The 24,144-nt window shown below is 42.1% G+C and carries 20 protein-coding genes and 1 tRNA gene; 4 read left to right on the plus strand and 17 right to left on the minus strand.

The genetic code is table 11. The annotated features are described in order from the left end of the window. Positions 1-99: 99 nt before the first annotated feature. The 11 genes from lpxA to rimO all read right to left on the minus strand — a co-directional run bounded on the left by lpxA (position 100) and on the right by rimO (position 13,472). Positions 100-879, minus strand: coding sequence for an acyl-ACP--UDP-N-acetylglucosamine O-acyltransferase (lpxA, locus tag ACTQ9S_RS02330; RefSeq protein WP_068036353.1), 780 nt, complete (start codon positions 877-879; stop codon positions 100-102). Between the two features lie 189 nt (positions 880-1,068). Further along, positions 1,069-1,578, minus strand: a complete 510-nt coding sequence (gene fabZ, locus ACTQ9S_RS02335; protein ID WP_068036355.1) for a 3-hydroxyacyl-ACP dehydratase FabZ — start codon at positions 1,576-1,578, stop codon at positions 1,069-1,071. Positions 1,579-1,690: 112 nt separating this feature from the next. After that, a complete protein-coding gene (gene lpxD / locus ACTQ9S_RS02340) occupies positions 1,691-2,707 on the minus strand; it encodes a UDP-3-O-(3-hydroxymyristoyl)glucosamine N-acyltransferase (protein WP_440453569.1) in 1,017 nt (338 codons plus the stop codon). Positions 2,708-2,858: 151 nt separating this feature from the next. Continuing rightward, positions 2,859-5,282: an outer membrane protein assembly factor BamA gene (gene bamA / locus ACTQ9S_RS02345; RefSeq protein WP_068328235.1), complete on the minus strand. Its 2,424-nt coding sequence runs from the start codon at positions 5,280-5,282 to the stop codon at positions 2,859-2,861. A 264-nt stretch (positions 5,283-5,546) separates the two neighbouring features. After that, positions 5,547-6,923 (minus strand): RIP metalloprotease RseP, encoded by a 1,377-nt coding sequence (gene rseP / locus ACTQ9S_RS02350; RefSeq protein WP_350656571.1) that lies wholly within the window; start codon positions 6,921-6,923, stop codon positions 5,547-5,549. A 33-nt stretch (positions 6,924-6,956) separates the two neighbouring features. Then, on the minus strand, positions 6,957-8,159 hold the full coding sequence (gene ispC / locus ACTQ9S_RS02355) for a 1-deoxy-D-xylulose-5-phosphate reductoisomerase (RefSeq protein ID WP_440453571.1): 1,203 nt from the start codon (positions 8,157-8,159) through the stop codon (positions 6,957-6,959). Positions 8,160-8,320: 161 nt separating this feature from the next. Continuing rightward, positions 8,321-9,130 carry a phosphatidate cytidylyltransferase gene (locus ACTQ9S_RS02360; RefSeq protein ID WP_440453573.1) on the minus strand — a complete coding sequence of 270 codons (810 nt, stop codon included), beginning with the start codon at positions 9,128-9,130 and terminating at the stop codon, positions 8,321-8,323. Between the two features lie 73 nt (positions 9,131-9,203). Continuing rightward, positions 9,204-9,959, minus strand: a complete 756-nt coding sequence (gene uppS / locus ACTQ9S_RS02365) for a polyprenyl diphosphate synthase (protein ID WP_068328241.1) — start codon at positions 9,957-9,959, stop codon at positions 9,204-9,206. 284 nt (positions 9,960-10,243) lie between these two features. Further along, positions 10,244-10,798 (minus strand): ribosome recycling factor, encoded by a 555-nt coding sequence (frr, locus tag ACTQ9S_RS02370; protein ID WP_068036368.1) that lies wholly within the window; start codon positions 10,796-10,798, stop codon positions 10,244-10,246. Between the two features lie 130 nt (positions 10,799-10,928). Then, on the minus strand, positions 10,929-11,654 hold the full coding sequence (gene pyrH, locus ACTQ9S_RS02375; protein ID WP_068036369.1) for a UMP kinase: 726 nt from the start codon (positions 11,652-11,654) through the stop codon (positions 10,929-10,931). Positions 11,655-11,876: 222 nt separating this feature from the next. Continuing rightward, positions 11,877-13,472 (minus strand): 30S ribosomal protein S12 methylthiotransferase RimO, encoded by a 1,596-nt coding sequence (rimO, locus tag ACTQ9S_RS02380; RefSeq protein ID WP_068036370.1) that lies wholly within the window; start codon positions 13,470-13,472, stop codon positions 11,877-11,879. Between the two features lie 135 nt (positions 13,473-13,607). Here rimO and ACTQ9S_RS02385 point away from each other — a divergent pair, with 135 nt between their 5' ends. The 3 genes from ACTQ9S_RS02385 to ACTQ9S_RS02395 all read left to right on the plus strand — a co-directional run bounded on the left by ACTQ9S_RS02385 (position 13,608) and on the right by ACTQ9S_RS02395 (position 17,149). Then, entirely contained in the window at positions 13,608-14,966 is a 1,359-nt protein-coding gene (locus ACTQ9S_RS02385; protein WP_440453575.1) for a two-component system sensor histidine kinase NtrB, read from the plus strand. An 82-nt stretch (positions 14,967-15,048) separates the two neighbouring features. Continuing rightward, on the plus strand, positions 15,049-16,809 hold the full coding sequence (locus ACTQ9S_RS02390) for a sigma 54-interacting transcriptional regulator (RefSeq protein WP_440453577.1): 1,761 nt from the start codon (positions 15,049-15,051) through the stop codon (positions 16,807-16,809). 255 nt (positions 16,810-17,064) lie between these two features. After that, positions 17,065-17,149 (plus strand) — tRNA-Leu (locus ACTQ9S_RS02395). A gap of 81 nt (positions 17,150-17,230) precedes the next feature. Here the strand turns inward: ACTQ9S_RS02395 and ACTQ9S_RS02400 are convergent. Then, positions 17,231-18,226 carry a serine/threonine-protein kinase gene (locus ACTQ9S_RS02400; RefSeq protein ID WP_440453579.1) on the minus strand — a complete coding sequence of 332 codons (996 nt, stop codon included), beginning with the start codon at positions 18,224-18,226 and terminating at the stop codon, positions 17,231-17,233. Between the two features lie 68 nt (positions 18,227-18,294). On the opposite strand from ACTQ9S_RS02400, the gene ACTQ9S_RS02405 reads away from it, so the two are divergent. Next, complete coding sequence (locus ACTQ9S_RS02405) at positions 18,295-19,293, plus strand: ATP-binding protein (protein WP_440453581.1); 999 nt, start codon at positions 18,295-18,297, stop codon at positions 19,291-19,293. 1 nt (position 19,294) lies between these two features. Here ACTQ9S_RS02405 and ACTQ9S_RS02410 read toward each other — a convergent pair whose 3' ends face one another. The 5 genes from ACTQ9S_RS02410 to rarD (ACTQ9S_RS02430) all read right to left on the minus strand — a co-directional run bounded on the left by ACTQ9S_RS02410 (position 19,295) and on the right by rarD (ACTQ9S_RS02430) (position 24,066). Next, positions 19,295-20,410 (minus strand): ribonuclease Z, encoded by a 1,116-nt coding sequence (locus ACTQ9S_RS02410; protein ID WP_440453583.1) that lies wholly within the window; start codon positions 20,408-20,410, stop codon positions 19,295-19,297. Between the two features lie 44 nt (positions 20,411-20,454). Continuing rightward, on the minus strand, positions 20,455-20,703 hold the full coding sequence (locus tag ACTQ9S_RS02415; protein ID WP_068036382.1) for a hypothetical protein: 249 nt from the start codon (positions 20,701-20,703) through the stop codon (positions 20,455-20,457). 156 nt (positions 20,704-20,859) lie between these two features. After that, complete coding sequence (locus ACTQ9S_RS02420) at positions 20,860-21,528, minus strand: glutathione S-transferase (RefSeq protein ID WP_440453585.1); 669 nt, start codon at positions 21,526-21,528, stop codon at positions 20,860-20,862. A gap of 148 nt (positions 21,529-21,676) precedes the next feature. Then, positions 21,677-22,747: an EamA family transporter RarD gene (gene rarD, locus ACTQ9S_RS02425; RefSeq protein ID WP_440453587.1), complete on the minus strand. Its 1,071-nt coding sequence runs from the start codon at positions 22,745-22,747 to the stop codon at positions 21,677-21,679. A 248-nt stretch (positions 22,748-22,995) separates the two neighbouring features. Next, a complete protein-coding gene (gene rarD, locus ACTQ9S_RS02430; RefSeq protein ID WP_068036388.1) occupies positions 22,996-24,066 on the minus strand; it encodes an EamA family transporter RarD in 1,071 nt (356 codons plus the stop codon). Between the last annotated feature and the right edge of the window lie 78 nt (positions 24,067-24,144).

A 24,144-nucleotide genomic window follows, 5' to 3' on the forward strand; every position in this document is an offset into this window, starting at 1 on the left:
GTCAAGTAGTCATAAACATAAAAAGCCATAACAATTATGTATGGCTCGTTTAAATACGGGGGTTGATATAAAAGGATTTAGTGACTTGGTAGTACTATGCTAACGTACCACACCACGTTTACTATGCTGCAACGAGTCAATGAGCAACTGGATTTTTGGCTCTTTTGGTAGTAAATCTTCCTGTAGAACTTTAAGAGATTGTACAGTCGTTAGCCCAGATCTAAATATAGTGAGATAAGCTTGGCGTAATGCATCAATGGTTTGTTGTGACCAGCCCTTGCGACGCATGCCTTCGATATTAAGTCCATGCGCATGTGCTGGGTTACCTGATACCATAGTAAAGGCAGCAACATCTTTTAAGATTAAGCTAGCACCGCCGACTAAACTATAATCATCTACTCGGCAAAACTGATGTATACCTGAGTTACCACCTATAACCGTATTGTTACCAATAGTCACATGTCCTGCAATACCCACATTATTCGCTACGACATTATGATTGCCTATTAAGCAATCATGAGCGACATGGGTATTAACCATGAATAAATTATGACTGCCAATTTTGGTCAAGCCTTTATCTTGCACAGTACCGCGATGCAAGCTACAAGCTTCACGAATACTATTATGGTCACCAATCTCAAGCCAAGTGCGCTCACCAGCGTACTTCAAATCTTGTGGGTTCTCACCGATACTTGCAAACTGAAAGATCTCATTATGTTTACCAATACGCGTTAGTTTAGTCACTACCACATGACGATGCAAAATGGTGTGCGCACCTATCGTTACCTCATCACCAACGATACAATATGGTCCGATAATTGCTGTCTCATCAATCGTAGCAGATGGTGAGATGAGCGCTGTGGGATGAATCTGACTCATAATGCAGGCCTTTGTATCATTTGATGCGAGTAAATGGTAAAACAGATAGTCTAGCCTTAATGATAATGCTAATACTAATTCCGATCATAAATATGATTATTAATGATTATTCTCATCGCCAGTATTGACGTCAATCTTTAAACACGCTAGCCAACTATTAATTTAAAAGCAATTAGTATTACTAGCTCTTTATTGCTCTTGACGAGCTATCATCACCTGAGCACTAGCAGCCAGCTCATCTTCAACGTGTACTGTACAATCGAACTTATAGATACCATGCTTTTGCATCACTGTTTTGGCGCGGATAATTAGCTGGTCACCAGGAATCACTCGGCGTTTAAAACGAACCTTATCAACCCCTGCAAACAGATATAAATAACCATCCTCTGCGGTCAAACCAGCACTAATAAAGCCTAACACCCCTGAAACTTGAGCCATAGACTCAACCATTAACACCCCTGGCATAATAGGCTCGTCAGGGAAGTGACCATTAAAAAACTCTTCATTGATGGTCACATTTTTGATACCAGTAATACATTCACCAGGCTTACAAGCGGTGATTTTATCAACCAACATAAACGGATAACGATGTGGCAGATAGTGCTTGAGCGTATGATAAGTCAACGGCAGTGTTAAGCCTTGTTCAGATAGCGTTTTGATGTCTTCATCATTTAAAGTATCTATATCTGTGGCGCTCATAATGGGGCTTCCTTGCTTTTTTTGCGTACTGTTTATGATTAATAGTGTTGTTTATTCTAGTGTTAGCTATTACTGTTTTGACAATATTGTTGATAGTTAAAATTCGATGTATTTAGCCATCACCTAATTGCTTAAAGCGTACTGCTGCCCGTCGCCACTTAGCGGTTGGCATTGCCGACGTCCCTGATGAATAAGAACCAGCAACTTTAATAGACTTAGTCACCATGGTCATGCCTGATAAAGTAACATCATCTGTGATTTCAATATGACCAGTAATACCTACTGCCCCGCCAATAATGCAGCGCTTGCCAATAGTAGTACTACCAGCGATACCTGTATTGGCAGCGATAGCGGTTCCCGCACCAATGCGGACGTTATGTGCGACCTGTACTAAATTATCAATAATCACGTGATCGCCGATAACGGTATCATCAATTGCCCCACGGTCAATACAGGTATTACTACCAATACGTACATGGTTTCCAATTATCACACGGCCAAGCTGTGCAATACGTTCCCAACCACTGCTGCTCGGATCTCGCGTCGGTGCAAAACCAAATCCTTCAGAACCAACTTTAACACCTGCATGTAGTCTAACATAATCGCCAATAATACAGTCATGTCCAACAACGACCTGCGACTTAAACACGCTGTCAGTACCAATATGCGTATATGATTCAATGACTACATGAGCATCCAAACAACTACGCGCACCGATATGTACATTTTCACCAATCACGCAATGAGGACCAATTTGAACATCAGCCCCGATTACCGCGCTATTAGCAATAACTGCTGTTGGATGAATACCATTACTCAATATACGACGCGCAAAAAGCTGACTACTAGTAGCATAAGCTAAATAAGGTGACGCTACGACTAGTGCTATGGTTGATAGTGGAACTTGCATGCGATATTGTTCAGTAACGAGAACCGCGCCAGCCTGACTAGACGCCAGACTAGATATATAATGTGGATCTGCTAAGAAGCTCAGCTGCATGCTATTTGCATCAGTCAGACTACCGACACCATCTAAAGACTGACATAATTGGGCAGCACTAAGCTCAGCTTTATTTAATACTGGCTGGCGCTGCTCAATTTGGAAGATAAGTTGTTCAATCGTTATCATAATTAGCGTTAATATGATTAATAAAAATAAAACTGGCGCCAAGCTGGAATTTCAGTTTAGCGACCAACTAAAATAATAGGCGTAAAGCAGTACCAATACCTATATTTAAGAGCCACTTCAATATGGAATGACTCTTAAAGAGTAATCCTGACTAGAACGTGCTGCCAATCTGGAACTGGACTTTCTCAGTCTCGTCGTTCTCTTTATCACCGATGGGTACAGCATAACTAAGAGAGATTGGACCGATTGGTGTGTACCAAGTAATACCAGCGCCCGCACTAAAACGTAAATCATTGTCTTGCGTGAGAAGCGGTACACCCGTGTCTTTATTATTGTTAGCTGGATCTAAGAAAGTGCGATCTTCTTTATCGGTAGTATCAAACACTTGACCGCCTTCAGCGAATAACACTGGGCGTACTTGGTCTGCCCAATCGCCTTTGAATGGCATCGGCAAGATTAGTTCACTACCAAAGCTTACTAAAGCATTACCACCTACTTCCTCATCTCTAATTCGACTAACACCTTTTACAGCATCATCATAAGCTTTTGATCTAGGACCAAGGGTTGATGCTTCATAACCACGTACAGAACCATAACCACCCGCATAGAAGTTTTCGTAGAATGGTAAGTCATTACCATAACCAAGTTTGGTATAACCGCGTGCAATCACATCTTTATACACAGGATAGTATAGGTTACCAGTATAGGTCATTTTCTGATAAGTCGTATCGCCAAAGCCTAAGGTTGCATTAACATTATGGCTCATCCCTTTAGTTGGAAATACTGGACGATCTAGCGTACTGTAATCCCAGCCTAACAATAGGTTATAGCTATTGTAGTCGTTTTTGAAACCTGTACGTCCAGAGAACTCATCATTTCCCTCAAAGTTTTCAACCGTACCGCCATCATCGACAAGTTGTTGGACGTTTGATACACCAAGGAAGCGTCCACCACGTACTGACGTATTATCGAAGTTTACTCCAGCACTGACACGCTTGGTTTCATCGACAGGATAACTGTAGTTCAGCGTAGCACCATAAGAGTCAGTAACATAATTACTAACGTTTCTATCATCGTATTTGGTCTCACGATAATAGGCACTGACACCTTGTGATACACCATTTTCAGTAAAGTACGGATCAGTGTAACCTAAGCTGTAAGAGTCACGCGTTTCTGAGCGTGATAATGCAGCTTTGACGCGGTTACCAGTACCCATGAAGTTATTTTGAGTAAGATCTAACTGGAACGTTACACCGCCACTTTGCGAATAACCAGCAGCGATCGTTGAGCTACCAGACGGCTGCTCTTCCACAGAATAGTTGATATCGACTTGGTCTGGCTGATTGGGTACTGGCTTTACATCGACATTAACAGCTTTAAAGAAACCCGTACGCATCAAACGTGTACGTGACAGCTGAATTTTATCGTTAGATGCCAATGCACCTTCTAACTGACGCATCTCGCGACGTAGTACTTCATCTTGTGTTTTTATATTGCCATTAAAGTTAATACGGCGTACATAAATAGGACGCGCAGGATCGATGTAGTAGTCAATATCAACGACTTTGGTTTCGTCATTGATACGTGGCACTGGACGAACCTGAGCTAAATAATAGCCTTCATTACCATAGCGACTTTTGAGCGCGGCAGTAGTCGCATCAAGCTTGGCTTGCGAGTACTGCTCGTTAGATTTGAAAGTAACCAGCTTTTCGAGCTCATCGTTAGCAAATTTCGGCTCACCTAAGAAGTTTATCTCACCAAATTGATACTGCTCGCCTTCGCTTAAGCTGATTTCGATAAACACACTTTTTTTATCTTCACTGATATTAAGCACAGCATTATCGACGTTAAAACGCACGTAACCATCGTTCTGATACAATGCTTTTAAGCTCTCTAAACTAGCCGCTAGCTTCTCTTTAGCATAGCGATCAGATTTGGACAGTAGACGTGTCCATGAAGATTCTTTTACTGCAAAAACGTCTTTTATGTCTTCGTCACTAAAGTGCTTATTACCGATAACGTTAATATCGACAACTTTGGCAGGCTTACCTTCGATAAAGCGCACATCTAATTTTACGCGATTACCATCAAGCAGCGTTTGATCAACCTCGATATTACTATTGTAGTAACCTTGGCTAATATATTGCTGTTGTAGCTCGTTCGCAACACCCTGTAGCGTTGACTGCTTAAGAACATCACCTGCGGATAGACCAGCGTTTTTAAGACCTTGCTCTAAGCCTTCCTTGGGAATGAGCTTATTACCCTCGAAGTTAACTTCAGCGATAATAGGACGTTCGACGACATCAAAACTAAGTTGACTGCCTTCAACACGACTTTGGATATTAGCAAAATTATCAGTTGCATACAGTGCTTTAATACTGGCTGCAAGACTGCTATCTGTAACCGTGTCACCTACTGTAACAGGTAAAACTGGATAAAGACTATCAGGGGTTAGGCGTTGTAGACCATTGAAGCCAATATCGGTGACCACAAAGTTTGCCGCCTGTGCAGGCATACTCATCATCGCTACAACTAACGGCAACCCAGCCGCACTCATAAATAAAGGCGTACGCATAAACACTATCCGTCAATAAAAAACTTGCTTAAGTTAAGTTAAAAAGCGTATTTTGTCTAGCCCAATTAGCACACTGTCTGCGACTTAAACATGGGATGACAGATGACACTTTATATAAAACGCATCATAAAATAAACTAAAAATTACGATTAGTACAGTCGCATCGATGCAGCAACGATGTTAAATCAACCGAATAACCATAACATGATATCTGTGCAGACGTTAGTGTATCGTGCCTTACTTGACAAGTTACACTACATTTACCTAAAACAGCCTACTGATATCATTACCAATCGCTAACACCATGAAACCTGCCAGCAAGAGTAAACCAATATTTAATCCTACGGTTTGGACCCCTTCCGATAACGGCTTACCGCGAATCAACTCGATAAGATAGTACACAATATGGCCACCATCTAATACAGGAATTGGTAATAGATTCAAAACTGCCAAGCTTAGGCTGATCAAAGCAGCAGTAGATAGCACCATCTCCCAGCTGATATCAAAGCTCTGTTTAGCGACTTTAGCGATAGTAATAGGTCCAGATAAATTATCAAGACCGATCATACCTGATATCATTTTTCCCATTGAGCTGACTGTCATTACTGCCAGCTGTTCAGTTTTTTCAAACGATTTTACCATTGCTTCACCAGGGCCGTAGACCACCGTGGTTTTATACGCATCAGGAATGACAATCTCAGATTGTTCAACCATAGCGCCAATCTGACCGTAGGCATTACCAAGATTGTCTTTCTTGCCTTGTGGCATAATTTGTAGCTGTACTGTCTTGCCATCACGTATGACGGTAAAGCTTAGTAGTACTTCTGGATTATCACGAATAATTCGTGTGGCGCTAATCCAATCTTTGATTTCTTTATCGTTAATCGCAGTGATGCGATCGCCTACTGCTAAGCCTTGACGAAGCGCTGCGCCATCAGCAGATAAGTCACCAACGATTGGCGCAATCTGTGGTTGCCAAGGTAACATTCCAAAACTGGTTAACGCATCTTTTCCTTTAGCATCGCCTTGCATAAACTGCGTCACAGGTGCTTGATAGGTCTTCGCAGCATCCGTAGATTGTTCATCTGATTGCAGAGTGATGCTGACGTTATCTGTCTCACCCATCCGTCCTGCCAAGCGATAATTAATGCCTTCCCACGTCTGTACTTCATGACCATCAATCGCGATAATTTTATCCCCGACTGGCAACTGTGCCATTGCCGCTGGAGTATCTGGTAAAACTTGTCCAATCTTAGTGGCCAATTGCTCAGATGGGGTCATAAACAATACCCAAAATAGCGCAATCGCGATAATAAAGTTCATGATTGGACCAGCAGCAACGATAGCAATCTTTTTTAGCGGATGCTGGCGATTAAAGGCCAAATGCAGCTCATCTTTTGCTACCTCACTTTCCCGCTCATCAAGCATTTTGACATAACCACCCAATGGCAGCATAGATATACGGTAGTCAATACCGCTTTTTTTGCTCGTCCAGCCAGTCAGCTTTGGGCCAAAACCAATAGAATACGTCAGCACTTTGACGCCGCATAGTCGTGCCACTATATAGTGACCCCATTCATGCAGTGCAATCAGAGGCCCTAAGACAAAAATCGCCGCTAGCAGCGTTAGTAAAAACGTCATGATCTTTTCTCGTTTAGGTTGCTCTGAATCTGGTTATACCATTTTAGCGACAAGCGCTTCGGTATGTTGCCGTGCTATTTTATCAATCGCCAAAATATCTTCAATATCAGCATTTTCATCTAATAGTGGCACTTGTATCTCGGTTAACGCTCGTTCATTAATCTCAGCAATATCAGTTAATCGCAACTGTCCCGCTAAAAATGCAGCGACTACAATTTCATTAGCAGCGTTCAGTACTATAGTAGCTTGCGTACCTGCCTGCATGGCTTGACGTGCAAGACGAAGACAAGCAAATTTCTGTAAGTCAGGTTCGATAAACTCCAACCCACTTAACGCATATAAATCTAATGGCTGTGAGCCACTATCAATACGCTTAGGATAACTCAAGGCATGCGCGATTGGCGTTTTCATATCTGGACTGCCAAGCTGCGCTAAAAAGCTACCATCGCTATATTCTACCATTGAGTGAATGATACTTTGTGGATGAATAACCACATTTATCTTATTCTCTGGTAGATCGAATAAATGACAGGCCTCTATTAGCTCTAACCCCTTATTCATCATCGTTGCAGAATCAACCGATATCTTTTGACCCATCGACCAGTTTGGGTGTTTGACTGCTTCGGCGACACTTGCCCGCTGCATTTGCTCAAAAGACTGTTGTAAAAATGGTCCACCTGAAGCGGTTAGCCACAATTTTCGTACGCCATGGCTTGGCTCATGAATCTGAGTATTGTTTTGCTGAATAGACGTCGGCAAGCATTGAAAAATTGCATTGTGTTCAGAATCAATAGGTAACAAGGTGGCATTATGGCTCTTGACTGCTGCAATCATTACTTGTCCTGCCATGACGAGCGCTTCTTTGTTGGCAAGCAAAATACGCTTACCAGCGCGCGCAGCAGCTAATGTCGATGGCAGTCCTGCCGCCCCGACTATGGCTGCGACCACGGTATCTACTTGCGTATCGGTTGCAATGTCTATTAAACCATTATCACCACCTACCACATCAATCGTTAAGCCTGCCACGCCAAGTCGCTTAGCAAAACTATCGACATCAGCCGTCGACACACACACACGTGTCGGCTCAAACTGCTGGCATAGTGAAAATAGTTTATCTAAACGCTGATGACCTGATAAAGCATAGACGTCATAGTCTTGTGGATGCGACGCTAGAATTGCTAACGTGCTGTCACCAATAGAGCCCGTTGCGCCAAGTACAGCGATGCGTTGCGTCATAACTATCAATGCCCATGAATATTGTTAAAAAGTTGTTATTCAAAAATGAAGACAAAATTGAATGTCAAAAATATTTGGTCAGCAACAATTCATTGCTGACTTTTTAAAGTATAAATTAAAGATAAATGGACAGACTGAGATACTTGGAAGCTCTTGGAAGTTTATGCAACTATTAACCCTAAGTGTTGCAGACCCCAAAAACCGAGCGCAAATATCGGAGTAGCGGATAATAGTGAATCAATACGATCAAGAATACCCCCATGACCCGGTAGAATGGTCCCTGAGTCTTTTACTTTGGCACGGCGTTTAAGCATTGACTCAAATAGATCACCCAATACTGATGCCAAAATCGTCACTGCAGAGAGCGCGACAAAGGCAACCAAAGCCACACCAGTCAGCTGTAGTTTAAAGACACTAATAACGATAACCACTAGCAAGCCTGTAACCAACCCACCAGCCAGCCCTTCCATACTCTTATTTGGAGAAACATTGGGTGCCATTTTGCGCCGACCTAGCTTACGCCCGACGAAGTAAGCGCCGCTGTCTGCACACCATACCAATAAGAATACATACATCAGCCACCATGCTGACAGCTGCCATAAGTAAAACATCGCAGTGATCGATGCGGTTAATATCACCACCCCCATCAAACTCAGCTTTTTGCCATACCAGTTAGTATGCGTAGGGAACTTACCGACCCAAGATAACGCCATTAGCCAAATGATTAAAGACGCCACCCACCAAAGTACCCATGTGACTTCAAGCATCAAGGATATCAAAGTTATGGCTAGCACCATCATTACAAAAACGACAGGCTGACGCCATGCAGGCATGAGCTTCGTCCATTCGTGCGCAGCAATGGTTACCCCAATCGCCAGTAACGGTGCAAAGAAGATGGGCGTTTGACTTGCAAACAGTGCAATCCCAACAATAATAATTAAAATAATTGCTGTTTTAATCCGTTGCCACATACCAGTCAGGCCTTATAGTGATAAGAAACATTTGCTCAGTACTATAGTATAACAGTTAATACAAATCCGTTAACTAGCGCAATGCCTGCGTCTCAACTTGTTCGCTGGTTTTACCAAAGCGGCGTTGACGCTGCGCAAACTCTTTAATCATGTCTGCAAGTTCATCTGCAACAAAATTTGGCCACAATGTTTGGGTGAAGAATAGCTCTGCGTAGGCTGATTGCCACAATAAGAAATTGGAAATTCTATATTCACCACCTGTTCTTATTAACATATCCACGGCAGGCTCATCGGCTAGCTGTACGTATTTACCTAGCAAATCATTATCAATGTCTTCAGCACGTAAATTACCCGCTTCAACTTGTTGAGCCAACTGTTTTGCGGCATTGGCAATATCCCACTGACCACCATAACTGATAGCAATCACTAGTGTCATCGCTTCAAAATGTGCCGTTTTAGCTTCTGCATCCAGCATCAACGCTTGTAAGTCATTGTCGAGCTGACTGCGGTCGCCAATAAAACGTAGCCGAATACGGTACTTATTCATTCGCGGCATTTGCTCGTGAATCGTTGATGTCAGCAGACGCATAAGTAACGCCACTTCGCTTGGCGGTCGTTGCCAGTTTTCACTTGAAAATGCAAATACTGTGAGCACCTCAATGCCAGTATCTAGACAATACTCAACAATAGGATCTAGTGCATCTTTGCCGGCAATATGTCCTTCACCGCGACCTAAAGCATTTGCTTTGCCATAACGGTTATTGCCATCCATGATGATAGCGATATGACGAGGGATAATGATAGAACCCAAAGGGGCTGAAGTAGACATGGACTATACTGCTTATTATAAAGGTAAATTTGTCAGCGATACTGTTTTAAGAAGCTGGCTTAAAAACGCTGCATTTATCATAACCTGCGCTATCAGATTTAAAAAGTCTAGCGCCTAAATTCCACAGATTTATCATAAGCGGAAATCATCAGTTTATAATATTAAGGTCTCTGTTATGGAGCACTGCACTTAATACTTATAAATCAACATATATAAAAATAGACAGCCAATAGTAATAAAAGGCTACTGACTGTCTATTTAAACTACCACCAAGAAGAATACAGTTATACTGCCATCAACTCAGTCTCTTTAGTATCAAGTTTTTTATCTATAGTCTCGATGAACTTATCAGTGATCTTTTGAATATCATCACTAGCACGGCGCTCTTCATCTTCAGATATTTCTTTTTCTTTTGCCAAATCTTTGATGTCGTTCATCATATCGCGGCGGATATTACGGATAGAAACACGGCTGTTTTCAGCTTCACCACGCGCAAGTTTTTGCATATCGCGGCGAGTCTCTTCTGTCAAAGCTGGCATTGGTACGCGAATCACATCGGCAGTCATTGGATTAAGACCCAAATCTGCTTCACGAATGGCTTTATCTATCGCTTGCACCATAGTGCGCTCAAATGGCTGCACTAGTAGCGTACGCGAATCTTCAACGTTGACACTCGCTACTTGGTTAAGCGGTGTATCTGCACCATAATAGCTAACCATAACGCCTGACAGCATGCCTGGGTGTGCACGACCAGTACGAACCTTACTAAAAGTGCCCTCAAGCGCCTCTAAAGTCTTGGCCATACGAGCTTCGCCGTCTTTCTTAATCTCATTAATCATTATGTGTCCTTATTTATCGATACCGATAATACTCAATGTTGTTAGGTTATTAGGTGTTCATTAGCTATTATTTTACGGTAATTTATAACAGTTAGTTATTATCTATCTGTTTATAAACTATTATTCTTAATTAATGATAAACGCGCGTACCTTCATTTTCGCCCATAATGACATTTAATAAAGCGTTAGGCTTGGTCATATCGAAGACTTGTAGCGGTACGTTGTGCTCACGGCATAATGCAATAGCGGTCAAATCCATCACGCCAAGCTTTTGTTCTAATACTTCATCAAAGGTCAAACCGTCGTATTTGACAGCATCGCTATGTAAGCTTGGATCTTTATCATAGACGCCATCAACTTTGGTCGCTTTTAGAATAAGACCCGCTTCAATCTCAATGCCGCGCAAACAAGCGGCGGTATCGGTAGTAAAGAAAGGGTTACCAGTACCAGCGACAAAGATACAAACGTCACCATTTTTGAGATAACGAATCGCATTACGGCTGCTATAACTTTCGGTTACTTCACCGATCGGCAACGCTGACATCAAACGCGTTTTGATGTTGCGGCGTTCAAGGGCATCACGCATCGCAAGACCATTCATAACTGTAGCTAGCATACCCATTTGATCGCCAGTGACACGGCCAACTAGGCCTTCTTTTTGTAGCTGCGCGCCGCGATATAAGTTACCGCCGCCGACGACGATGCCGACTTGTACCCCAAGACCACGCAGGTGCGCGATAGACAAACTCATCTTGTCGAGCACTTCGGTATCAATACCCATATCTTTGCCGCCTGCTAAGGCTTCACCAGATAATTTGAGCAATATGCGAGAGTAACGGGGATTTTTGTCAGACATGAGGGCACCTTTTTTATCGTTAATTTATGGTTAAAACCAATAAGGTTGGAACACAGGTTAAGACATGCAGTCCAAAATAGGCAAGTAGGCTAAATTGCGCTAATTGTAGCAAAAACTGCCCACGATTGGGCAATTTTCAACTTTAATGAACGATGGGTTTTCATTTAGCTATTTATTGGGCAGCAACACTCAAAAATCATGCAGCGCTTTTATAATATGCAATTAGCCTTGATAACTGGCAAATAAGTCATATTCGCTAGCATCATCAATGGTGACAGTTAAGAACGCTCCGACTTTCACTTTGGCGGTGATATCGTCAACGTACACATGACCATCAATCTCTGGTGCATCGGCATAGCTACGGCAAATAGCAACATTTTCATCATAATCAATTTCATCAACCAAGACGGTTAAAGTTTTGCCGATTTTCTCTTGCAGCTTTTGCGCTGATATGTCTTGTTGTAGCGTCATTAAACGCTCATAACGAGATTGCTTGACGTCTTCAGGTACGTGATCGGGCAGATCATTAGCAACCGCACCTTCTACTTCTGAATACGTAAAAGCGCCAACGCGATCAAGGCGTGCTTCGACCAGCCAATCAAGCAAGCATTGGAAGTCTTCTTCCGTCTCACCAGGGAAACCGACAACAAATGTTGAACGAATGACGATATCAGGGCAAATTTCACGCCAAGCATGAATACGTGCCAAGGTGTTTTCACTATGTGCCGGACGCTTCATTGCCTTTAGGATGCGGTGGCTGGCATGTTGAAAGGGAATGTCGAGATATGGCAACAGTTTTTTCTCGCCCATCAATTCAACAACTTTATCCACGTGCGGATACGGATAGACATAATGCAAACGTACCCAAATACCTAAGTCATTTAGCGCTTGGCATAAGTCATAAAATTTCGACTTAAGCGGCATACCATTCCAAAAGCTGGTCTTATATTTAAGATCTAGCCCATAAGCGGAAGTATCTTGTGAAATAATGAGCAACTCTTTCACGCCAGCATTCTTAAGCGCCATCGCCTCATTCATCACATTATCAATCGGACGCGAAACCAAGTCACCGCGCAAACTTGGAATAATGCAGAAAGTACAACGATGGTTGCAACCTTCTGATATTTTTAGATAAGCATAATGGCTTGGGGTCAATTTAATACCCGCTTCATTGATCAAATCTATTTTCGGATCGTAGTTTGCATCTAGGCTACGATTTGGCTTGGGTACATGCTGTGCAACTGCTGTAATCACTTCATCATAAGCATGCGCACCGGTCACTGCTAAGACGGCTGGGTGCATTTTACGGATTTTATCCGCCTCTTTACCCAAGCAGCCTGTGACGATAACTTTACCGTTTTTGCTGATCGCCTCACCGATTGCATCAAGCGACTCTTGTACCGCTGATTCAATAAAGCCGCAAGTATTCACCACAACTAGGTCTGCACCTTCGTAGTCGCTCGCCACTTGATAACCATCACGGCTCAGCTCAGTGATAATGCGCTCACTATCCACCAATGCTTTTGGGCAACCTAGTGACACAAAACCAATCTTCGGTGCTGCGTTAACTGGTGCATTAGCAGTTGCTGCTGTCGCTTTATTCGACGTAGCTGAAACCACATTGCTGCTTTGCTCAATGCTACGGTTTTGATTGTGGTTGGCTTTATGATGGTAAGGTTGGCTAGTATCTGCCTGACTCTGCTCTTGCGCTATATTTAGCTTAGCAGGATTAAAAATGGTGGCAGTGTCTTTTGGTGTAGAAGCTGGCTGTGAGGTGGTAATGGTCGTATTAATCGACTCGGTAGAAATATTGGGCATGGCTGACCTTGCTAGAGATAAATTGGCTGTGCGCATTGTACGTTTTTTTTACAAAAATCGCCAGTTTTGCCGCTCTATAGTGTTGATTTATGGTTAAATATTATATTGAGTATTCCTTCATCCTAGGCAATAGCCATGACAACCAATCTGATACCCGCAAAACCAACACCTGACTTAGTATTTATATCACAGCATTTGTTCACAGCTATCTTATGGGTCGATGATGAACTATCAATTACTTGGTTAAACGCCCAAGCTGAGCAATTACTGGCTATTAGCAGTGGACGCTTGCTCAATCAATCAATATTGACGCTGCTTGCACCCGAAGAGTTGACGTCAGCAGATAATAGAAACCATAGTGATAATAACAATGTTGATGTTGATAAGAGTATTGGTAAAGGTATCAATGAACCAACTTGCTCTTTGACAGAACGATTTCATCAAGCAAAACGCTATCAACAACCTTTCATCGATCATGATCACTTTATCAGCACACCGCTGAATGGCAATTTATCACTCTCAGTGGATTATAGTGTAACCCCAGTCATTTATGAGCAGCAGCCTTTTTTTATCATTGAGATGTGGGGCAAGGATCGACAAAGTCGCATCTCAGAAGAACAACGTCAGCAGCAACAATATAACGTTGCCCGTCATATGCTGCGCTCGGTCGCCCATGAAATCAAAAATCCGCTTGCTGGTATACGCGGTGCAGCGCAATTATTACAGCGGCAGTTCATCAAATTCAGTGACACTTTTATTTTTGACAATCAAAGCCCTTCTCTTATCACTGAACCAAATATTAATAAAAATCTGCAAAAAACCACTGAAAAGCTGCGTAGCTATACCGATATTATTATCTCAGAGACCGATCGTTTAACCCAGCTCATCGGGCAACTTCTTGGCTCTAATCAATTGCCAAACTGGCAAGCTGTCAATATTCATGAGCCGCTGGAGCATGTCCTTACCTTGGTTATGAGTCATTATCCACAAGTAACTTTAAAACGTGATTATGACTTATCTTTACCTGAGCTGAATGCGGATAAAGACCAATTAATCCAAGTATTTTTAAATTTAGTGAATAATGCTTGTGAGGCAATGACAGAGCAGCATTCGGTAAATAACTTTGAGTCCGATAATGCAAAAGTGACCGACATTCAAGCTGATGATGATAATTATAAACCACAATTGCATATCCAAACGCGCGTTGCTTTTCAGCATACTATTGGCAGTCAGCAACACAAACAAGTGCTGCAAGTCACTATTACCGATAACGGCTCAGGAATTGACCCAGCGCTAATCGGGCAAATATTTTTCCCGATGGTAACCAGCCGTGCAGCTGGTACAGGCTTAGGGCTGTCTATCGTTCAAGATATTATCAGCCGACATCATGGTATGATTGACGTTAGCTCCACTCAATTTAAGAATCATAGTCAATCCAAAAAAACATGCTTTACGCTGTATTTACCATTTAATCAGCCAACACTTAACGCGTAAATATAACGGCTAAATAAAAAGCTAATGCCAATCCTGAATTACTAATAATAACCCTGAAATAATTGCTCATTAGGCCTGATACATGACTGAATATAACGACAACTATAAACCTAAAAGCGATAATAAAACATCGAATAATGAACTAACAAATGAGCAAGCAAGCAAAGTAACGGTCAATAATGCACCCAACGACAACCCTGCGACTTTATGGCTAATTGATGACGATGCGGCATTGCGTTTAGTATTGGCGGATAATTTTGAAGACGCTGGTTTTATGGTTGTCAGCTTTACGCAAGCGCAGGCAGCATGGACCCAGCTTAATGATATCTTACAACAGCACGAATCAGCGACGCAGTTGCCAGATGTGATATTAACTGATATCCGTATGCCGATGATGGATGGCTTATCGTTTAGTGAATGGGTGCATAAGCATTTCCCTCAGCTGCCTATTGTCATCATGACTGCCCACTCAGATCTCACCTCTGCTATCAACAGCTATCAGACAGGTGCATTTGAATATCTGCCTAAACCCTTTGATCTAGATGATGCGGTCGCAACGATTTATAAAGCTATCAATTATCAGCCGACTAATCATATAAATAATAAGCAAGCCGAAGCCGATGTCAAAGCTCAGGCAGAAAAAGAGAACAAGCTTAATCTAAAAACGAAACCGATTAGCGGCTCTAACAATGAGATCAAAGATAAGCATTTAATAAAAGATAAAACTACTGATAAGTCTAACAACAATCCCAACGGCATTATTGGACAGTCGCAGGCCATGCAGACGGTCTTCCGAGCAATCGGGCGATTAGCACACTCTCCTATCACTGTTCTTATTACTGGCGAGTCAGGGACTGGCAAAGAGCTGGTCGCCAGCGCTTTACATCAGCACTCACCAAGGCAGCAAGAGCCATTTATCGCACTTAATATGGCGGCCATTCCACATGATTTGATAGAGTCTGAACTATTCGGGCACGAAAAAGGCGCTTTTACAGGCGCTACTACGCGCAGGCAAGGCCGCTTTGAACAGGCAGATGGTGGCACGCTATTTTTAGATGAAATCGGTGATATGCCTTTTAGTACACAGACACGCTTGCTGCGAGTATTGGCGAATGGTGAGTTTTATCGCGTTGGTGGTCAACAGCCTATCAAAGTTGACGTGCGTATCATCGCTGCGACTCATCAAAACTTAGAAAATCTTGTACAACAAGGCAAATTCCGCGAAGATTTATTTTATCGTCTCAACGTCATTCGTTTGCCATTACCACCGCTACGAGCACGCCGTGAGGATATCCCCGCCCTTACCGCACACTTTATGCAGCGCGCTGCTAAGCAAATGAACACTGCACCAAAGCAGCTGCACCCTGAAGCACTACGTCTCATGCAAGCCTTTGACTGGCGAGGTAATGTGCGTCAACTCGAAAATGTCTGCTTATGGCTAACGGTCATGGCAACTGGCGACACAGTTTTGATTGAAGACTTACCACCTGAGCTCTTGGCTAATAATCATCATTCCTTGCAGCAACAATCTAATCAGCCACATAATGACGCTTATCATAATGACTTAATGCAGCCTTTAGAGCCTACCTCTTACTCGGTTACCACATTAACTTGGCAAGAAGTGCTCGCAGACTGGGCGAAAGAATCTCTACAAGCGGGCGAAACCGATATTTTACAGACAGCAACGCCTGATTTCGAACGCGTATTACTGGACGCGGCGCTTACTCATAGTGGCGGCAAAAAGATTGCGGCAGCCAATTTATTAGGTTGGGGACGCAACACATTAACCCGTAAGCTTCAACTACTCGATATTGGCTCATCAGACAATCGATCAGAAGAGTAATAAGAATTAGATACGGTTCACCAGTAGAAGTATCACTATGGTTATAAAAATAATTACTTATAAATCATAATATTATCAATCACTTATAATTAATCATGCAAAAAAACACGTTTAATTTAAAATTAATTGCAAAAAGGTCTTGCCAAACTATTCAAACTCTATATAATAGCCAACCACTGAGACGCACTACCGAATCAGTTATTTATCTAGATGGTGTTTGAGTTTAAACGCTTTTGATGATAGAGTAACGAAAATGGGGCTGTGGCGGAATTGGTAGACGCACCAGATTTAGGTTCTGGCGCCGCAAGGTGTGAGAGTTCGAGTCTCTCCAGCCCCACCATTTTCGGATAGTACATCTTAGACCAAATATTAGAACCTGCTTTTTAGCAGGTTTTTTTGTGTCTACGATTTGGTTTTTGACTTAAACACTTTCCAAATCTTTCAACAGCTCTTCCATACTTCTATACCGCCTCTCTACTCGTTTCGCTAATGCCTTATTAATAATTCCTTGATAGCCCTGATACTCTAGCGGCAAGGTTGGAATAGACTGCTGGCAATGCTGAATCGCCCACTCTTTTAACGACTCACAACTTTGATTATCAATTTTAAATGGTCGAGCGCCTGTTAGCACTTCATACAGCATTATTCCAAATGCGTAGATATCACTTTGTACCGTTGCGCCCTGCCCTTGCCAGCGCTCAGGCGCGAGATAAGCTGGCGTACCTGCAGGATTTGCTGTGCTGGGCTTATCAACATTCTCTGCTAATGTAAAATCAGTCAACAGCAAATTAGGCATTATGTTGCTATTATCCGCACTATTCTGCAGAAAAATATCTAGCAAAACATTACTCGGTTTAATATCATTATGTAGCCATCCAGCTTTATGAAGATTGGCTATCAAGCGCGCAACCTGTTTTATGATTTGCTGTTTTTTTTCATCGCTTAATAATGGGTATTTCTTATTACTTAACTGCGACGCTAAGCTACCATTTTCATAGTACGGCATAGCAAGGAGATTAAGCTGCCATCTTTGCTGTAAAACGTTCACATATACGGTTTCGAAAGCTAATACTGGTGGTGCTATAGCTTGAGTCGACTGGGAATGACTCACAGCAGTTAAGGCCGCAACTTCATGGCTTAATGTAGACAACTTATGGTTAATGTCATGACTAAGCTCCCATTTAATCATGACACGACCAAACTGCGAATGGCTTGCACGCGTTAGACCTTGATAGCTAGTTGCTTTAACATGCCGCTTTTGGTCATTGTTTTGCTGGCTAATACGTTGATGTGCTATCTCATGATAGCCTAGCTTTGTCAGCACATTACTAACTTTTGGCAATAGCTCTTCCGCTTGCATACGCAAGGTTTGCGTTATCGCTTGTATTGTAGGCGGATTGCTGGCACTATTTTTCATGGTATCACTCAGCCCTTATAGAACCGTTATAAACTAAATTAAACGTACCCTTGATTATTAGAGTCATTATGTCCCAACCAACCAATTCGTCTACTGATAAACCATCTACTAATTACGCCCTACCTGCCCCTTTATTGGACTTATTAAGTCAATATTTAGAAGAGCACGTGACCCCAACTATTAAAATTGATCCTGCACAGCTGGCGTATCGCTGGGTTGGTGGTCGCACGGGACATTTAGAGCCGTTAGCCGTTAACTTATTTTTGAGTTTAGATGATTTACACGGTATCGACACCCAAAAGTCAAAATTGGTACAAAACACACGCCAGTTCCTTAAAGGCTATCCAGCCAATCACGTGTTGATGACAGGCACACGCGGCGCAGGTAAATCATCGCTGATTCGAGCATTACTGCAAGCCTATCATAGCGAAGGCTTACGCGTTATTGAGATTGCGCGCGATGATTTATTGGTGCTCGACAAGATTCGCGCAGCCATCAACGAGCTACCGGCCGATTGCGGTAGTCGCTATGTGGTGTACTGTGATGATCTCGCATTTAACGGTCAGGACGAAAGCTATCGTACGCTAAAAAGTGTGTTGGATGGTTCGCTCGATTCTGAGCAAGATAAGCTACTGGTGTATGCGACTAGTAATCGCCGACATTTATTGCCCCAGCTGATGAAAGACAACGTCAATATTTATGATGGAAACACCGATGAGGTCAATCCTTATGAAACCATTGACGAGACAGTATCGCTATCTGATCGCTTTGGTTTGTGGTTATCATTCTATCCAATGAATCAACAAACGTATTTACAGATTGTTCAGCATTATCTAAGCTTGCAGCCAGCACAAATTACTAGTGATGTTATGAATGCTAATAGTGATAACAATAGCAATGACAAAGCGGTTGACGAAGAGCTTGATAAAGAACTTAATGCAACCATTAGAGCGGCGGCACTGCGTTGGGCATCGGAGCGTGGCGGACGTTCGGGGCGTGTCGCTTATCAGTTTAGTCGCTACTGGATAGGACAATCACAATTGGCTGCTGCAGATAGCCAGTCTTAGCTCATTTACTGTCGCGTGCAGATCCTAAATACTGTACGCGGCTTTCTGCTTGACCGTCAACTAATTCTGCTGCGCCATCTACCCTATATTGCGCAAAATCAGCTGCTAACCATAAGTTACCGTGATAAACGCTTTCGGCATCCAAACGGATATACCCCATATTAGGCGTCGTGCTATTTGGATTATCAAAACTCTGATAACGGGCACTAAAATGCGTCAAAATTAGATTAGGTAGGCCGATATCTTGGGCAAATTTGCCCACCAACTGAGCACTACTATGCATGGGATCAAAATCTGGATTTTTCGCTTGAATCTTGGTTAAGACTTCATTTGTATAAGTTGCTTCATGCACTAATAAATCCGCATCTCGTAGCGCTGAAGTTAAAAGACTTGGCGTATCATTATCACCAGCCACCACTACTCTTGTATGCTGCTCATCATTATTGACATAATCTGCTGAGCGTAACTGCTTACCGTCCTCAGTTGTAACATCTTCACCTTGCTGCAACTTCCCCCACAACTTACTAGCTGGAATACCAGCTGCTAGCAACTTGTCGGTATTGAGCGTGCGACGACTGATAGTCTGAGTGATACCAAAACCATAGGATGGCACGCGGTGTGATAGAGGATGGATATCTATCGCTAGCTGTTGCTGCTTGTCTAAGCTAATATTTACCTGACCTTTATTTTCACTATCTGGCTGAGACAGCAAATCTTCAATCGCCATAAAATTAATGGCAAATGGAAAATGCAACTCAGTGGTTAGTGTTACAGCATCTAATAGTTTGGCAATAGCTTTGGGTGCGATGAGAATCAGCGGCGCGGTACGTCCTGACATAGCAGCACTAGCGAGCAATCCTGGCAAACCATAGCAATGGTCGCCGTGCACATGAGTAATACAAATAGCGGTAAGCTGATGTAGTGATAGTTTGGTATGGAGCAGTTGTTGCTGTGTGCCTTCACCGCAGTCGATTAATAACCACGGACGCGATTTTTTACTATGCTGTTGATTAGATCCTGACAGGTAAGGATTAAGACACTCAATCGCTAGCGCCGTCACATTGCGTTGCTTAGTCGGTACACCGGCCGATGTCCCTAAAAAGGTTAGTTGCAGCATGGTTCATCATTCATAGCAAAAGAGTTTTGCATATTTAATATGATTTATGACAATTTGCATAAGATAGTCTTGTCACCCTCAACGATTTGCCCGCCACTAGCAAAGCATTGATTGACCATGCTAGATTCGTGTGACTTCCAGCCCCCATAAAAGCTTGCTATACATAACAAAACGACCAATATCTTTTGCGACCATGCCTTAACAGACACTTGCTGAGAATTAATTTGTTGCTGTGCAAGATTGTCCTTATCGGAATCCGCAAGTTTGGTATTTAATTTATTAGGGTCTGTCATCATACTACCTTTTGAAGGACTGTTTATTGCTAGGGTACATTGAATTCAACATACCCCAAGCAAAATCAATATACAAGAATACTGGATAAAATGTCTGTAAGCTTTCAAAATCTATAAGAATTCAAAATTTAGAGTGTTTTTGGAAAGTAAGCACATTTAAAATTGAACGCTACCGCCTTTGGTCTCAGCTCGTTTAAAGGCATCACGCGCTTCGCAACGTTTTAGCCAATTTAATATATTGGCATATTTCACTTTATCAAGTCCACTGCCCGCATTGGTAGCAACAACCACAAGATGCATCTGAATATCAGCGGCACTAAAAGCTTCGCCTGCAAACCAATGATTGTGTTGTAGCTGCTGTTCCATCATGTTTAGCATTGTAGTAAGACTATCACTAATCATGTTGTTTTCAACTTGCTTACGAATGCTTTTACTCACTGGCTTAATGAGCATTGGCGATTTTTCGACTACTTTGGTAAATACCAAGCGCATTACTAATAATGGCATTATTGATGCTTCAGCGAAATGTAGCCAAAAAGTATAAGCTTCCCACGCCTCTTCATTATCGTCAGTAGGTTTGAATTGCTGTTCTTTATCATAATGCTTAAGCAGATACTCAATGATGAAGCCTGATTCAACCAGCACACGCTCATTCACCTCTAAAATTGGGGTGTGTCCAAGCGGATGGATTTTTTTCAAACTTTCAGGCGCACGATAAGCTTTGTTACGCTCATAACAAGTTAGCTGATAGTCTACATTTAACTCTTCTAAAAGCCATATAATGCGGAATGAACGTGAATTCTCTAAATGATGCAAATGTAACATAGATTTATCCCAATAATAATAAAAAAAAGTAGTGTCTTAATATCATTGATGATAGCGCACTTGCTAATGCTTTAACACATCACGATTACCTAATGACAGTGAAAAACAATGGCTGTGTGGTCAGTTTTATCGGTCGCTCTTTTAGGGATTATCTTGAATATAGCTGATCAATTTTATGCGACATCTTATTTATTTTAGATTGATAGCGTCTGATTTTACGAAACCGATGTGCTGCCAATACACCTTTAATTCGGCGGTTTTTTAGGCGACGACGCGGTGGAAAGCTACCAACTTGCGGTTCATTGTAACCATGTAGACGGTTGTCACGGCGGCGTGCTAAGTAACCAAGCGCACTATCCATAATCATAATCAATAACGCAACAAAGATCATGCCGTACATAAATAAGGAGCCACCCTCCTCTATACTTTGATGCAAAATAGTGACAGAAAATATAAATAAGAATATCGGTTCAAGATAGCATAAAGTCCCAAATAATGAGACTGGCAACTTCTGACTGGCTACCATTGTCAATGACATTGCTGCTGTACTGATAATTCCTAATAATGGCAAAAGATACCAAAGCTTATCTGTGGATATGGCCAATTCAAAACCGCCACTCATATATAACGCGACCAAAACGACAGGTAATAATAAGACAAGATCAGAGATAAGACCTGTAATAGGCGGTACAGCCATTTTTCGACGTAACAGATAATAAGGTGGATAACCCAAACACACAAATAACGTCGCCCAAGATATAGAGCCGTATTGAAAGACATCATAGGCAATGCCTGCACCCGCAAAAAGTGTTGCAACCCACTGTAACAGGCTCATGTCTTCATTATAAAAAAACCGACCAACCATAATCATAATCATTGGATATAAGAAGTAACCTAAAGTCACCTCTAAACCAAGATTATTGACTGGCGCCCACATAAATATCCAAATTTGTGCGCCCAAAATAGGAGTGGGAATGATAAATAAGAACCACTCTTTTGAGGTTTTTAATGTCTTTAGGTAATCAAAAATATGTTGCCACTGCTTTAACACACTGACTAAAAGGACCAAACTAAATAACATCATGAGCACACGCCACGAGGCAACTTGTGTACCCGACAGCGGCTGCATACTCAAGCCAAACAGAAATAACAACGAGTATAAAAAGTTGGCAGTCACCGCAATAATAGTACCCTGCGACGTTTGGTTGGAGGTGAACATAACAACAGCCTTAAAAATTAGCGCACTTCCTTGGCAGTTTTAAAAAAAAACAAAAGCCTCAGACGCGAACGTCAGAGGCTTTTTGTCTATAAGATAACCGTATAATACTGAGATAAATACTTTATATTCATCATACTTATATAATGGAAATCATTATGTCAAAGTCAGACTACATAAGCAATATGTCTACTTAACTGGCCCGTCAACTCAACTGCCAACTCAACTTCCAACTCATTTCTTACAACCATTTACCTTGAGTCTAGCTGCTCTATTTTTCGTTGTATTTTATGCATTTTTTTCTGATAACGACGTATTTTACGAAAACGATGCGCCTTTAATACACCGTCTATACGGTGGTCTATCAAACGACGGCGCGGTGGAAAGCCGCCCACCTGTGGTTCGTTATAGCCATGCAAACGGTCATCACGACGCCGAATGACATAACCCATGGCACTATCCATAATCATGAATACTAACGCCAAAGTAATCATGCCATACATGAATAAAGAGCCTCCCTCATCCAAACTTTGACTCAGAACTGTGATAGATAACACAAATAACAGCATAGGTTCTATATAGCTAAGAGCCCCAAATAATGAGACAGGTAATTTGCTACTAGCAACCATTGTGAGTGACATTGCAAGTGCACTAAATGCCCCGAGCAACGGTAGTAAATACCAGAACTTACTTTCCTGTGCCGCCACGCTAAAGCCGCCACTAAAGTACAGCATTATTAACACCACTGGCGTCAGTAAGGTCAAATCAGAAAGCAAACCAGTAATTGGTGGCACGGAAAGCTTACGCCGTAATAGGTAATATGGCGGATATCCCAAGCATGCAAACAAAGTCACCCATGATATCGATCCGTATTGAAATATATCATAGCCAATACCCAGCGCTGCACATAGCGCCGCTACCCACTGTAGCGCGCTCATATATTCATGATAAAAAAAGCGTCCAATTAATATCATTACTAATGGTAATAAAAAATAGCCCAAGGTAACATCAAGACCATAACCATTTACCGGACCCCACATAAAAAGCCAGATTTGCCCACCCAAAATCGGGGTTGGTAATACAAATATTAGCCATTCTTTTGGCGTCTTTAAAGTTTTTAGATAATCAAAGACATGCTGCCACTGCTTGGTAAAACTGACCAATAATACTAGACTCAATAGCATCATCAACACGCGCCATGATGCCACCTGTGTGCCTGACAAGGGCAGCATAAATAGCCCAAATAGGAACATGAGTGAGAATAAAAAGCTTGATGATACCGATGCGACGGTTCCCTGAAAGGTTTGATTAGTAGTAAGCATAACAGCAGCCTTAAAAAATAGAACTTTGTTGGCATTTTTTAGAAGGAAAAAATAAAAGCCTCCAACGATAACGTCAGA

Source organism: Psychrobacter sp. ASPA161_9 (assembly GCF_051970275.1).
GTDB lineage: Bacteria > Pseudomonadota > Gammaproteobacteria > Pseudomonadales > Moraxellaceae > Psychrobacter.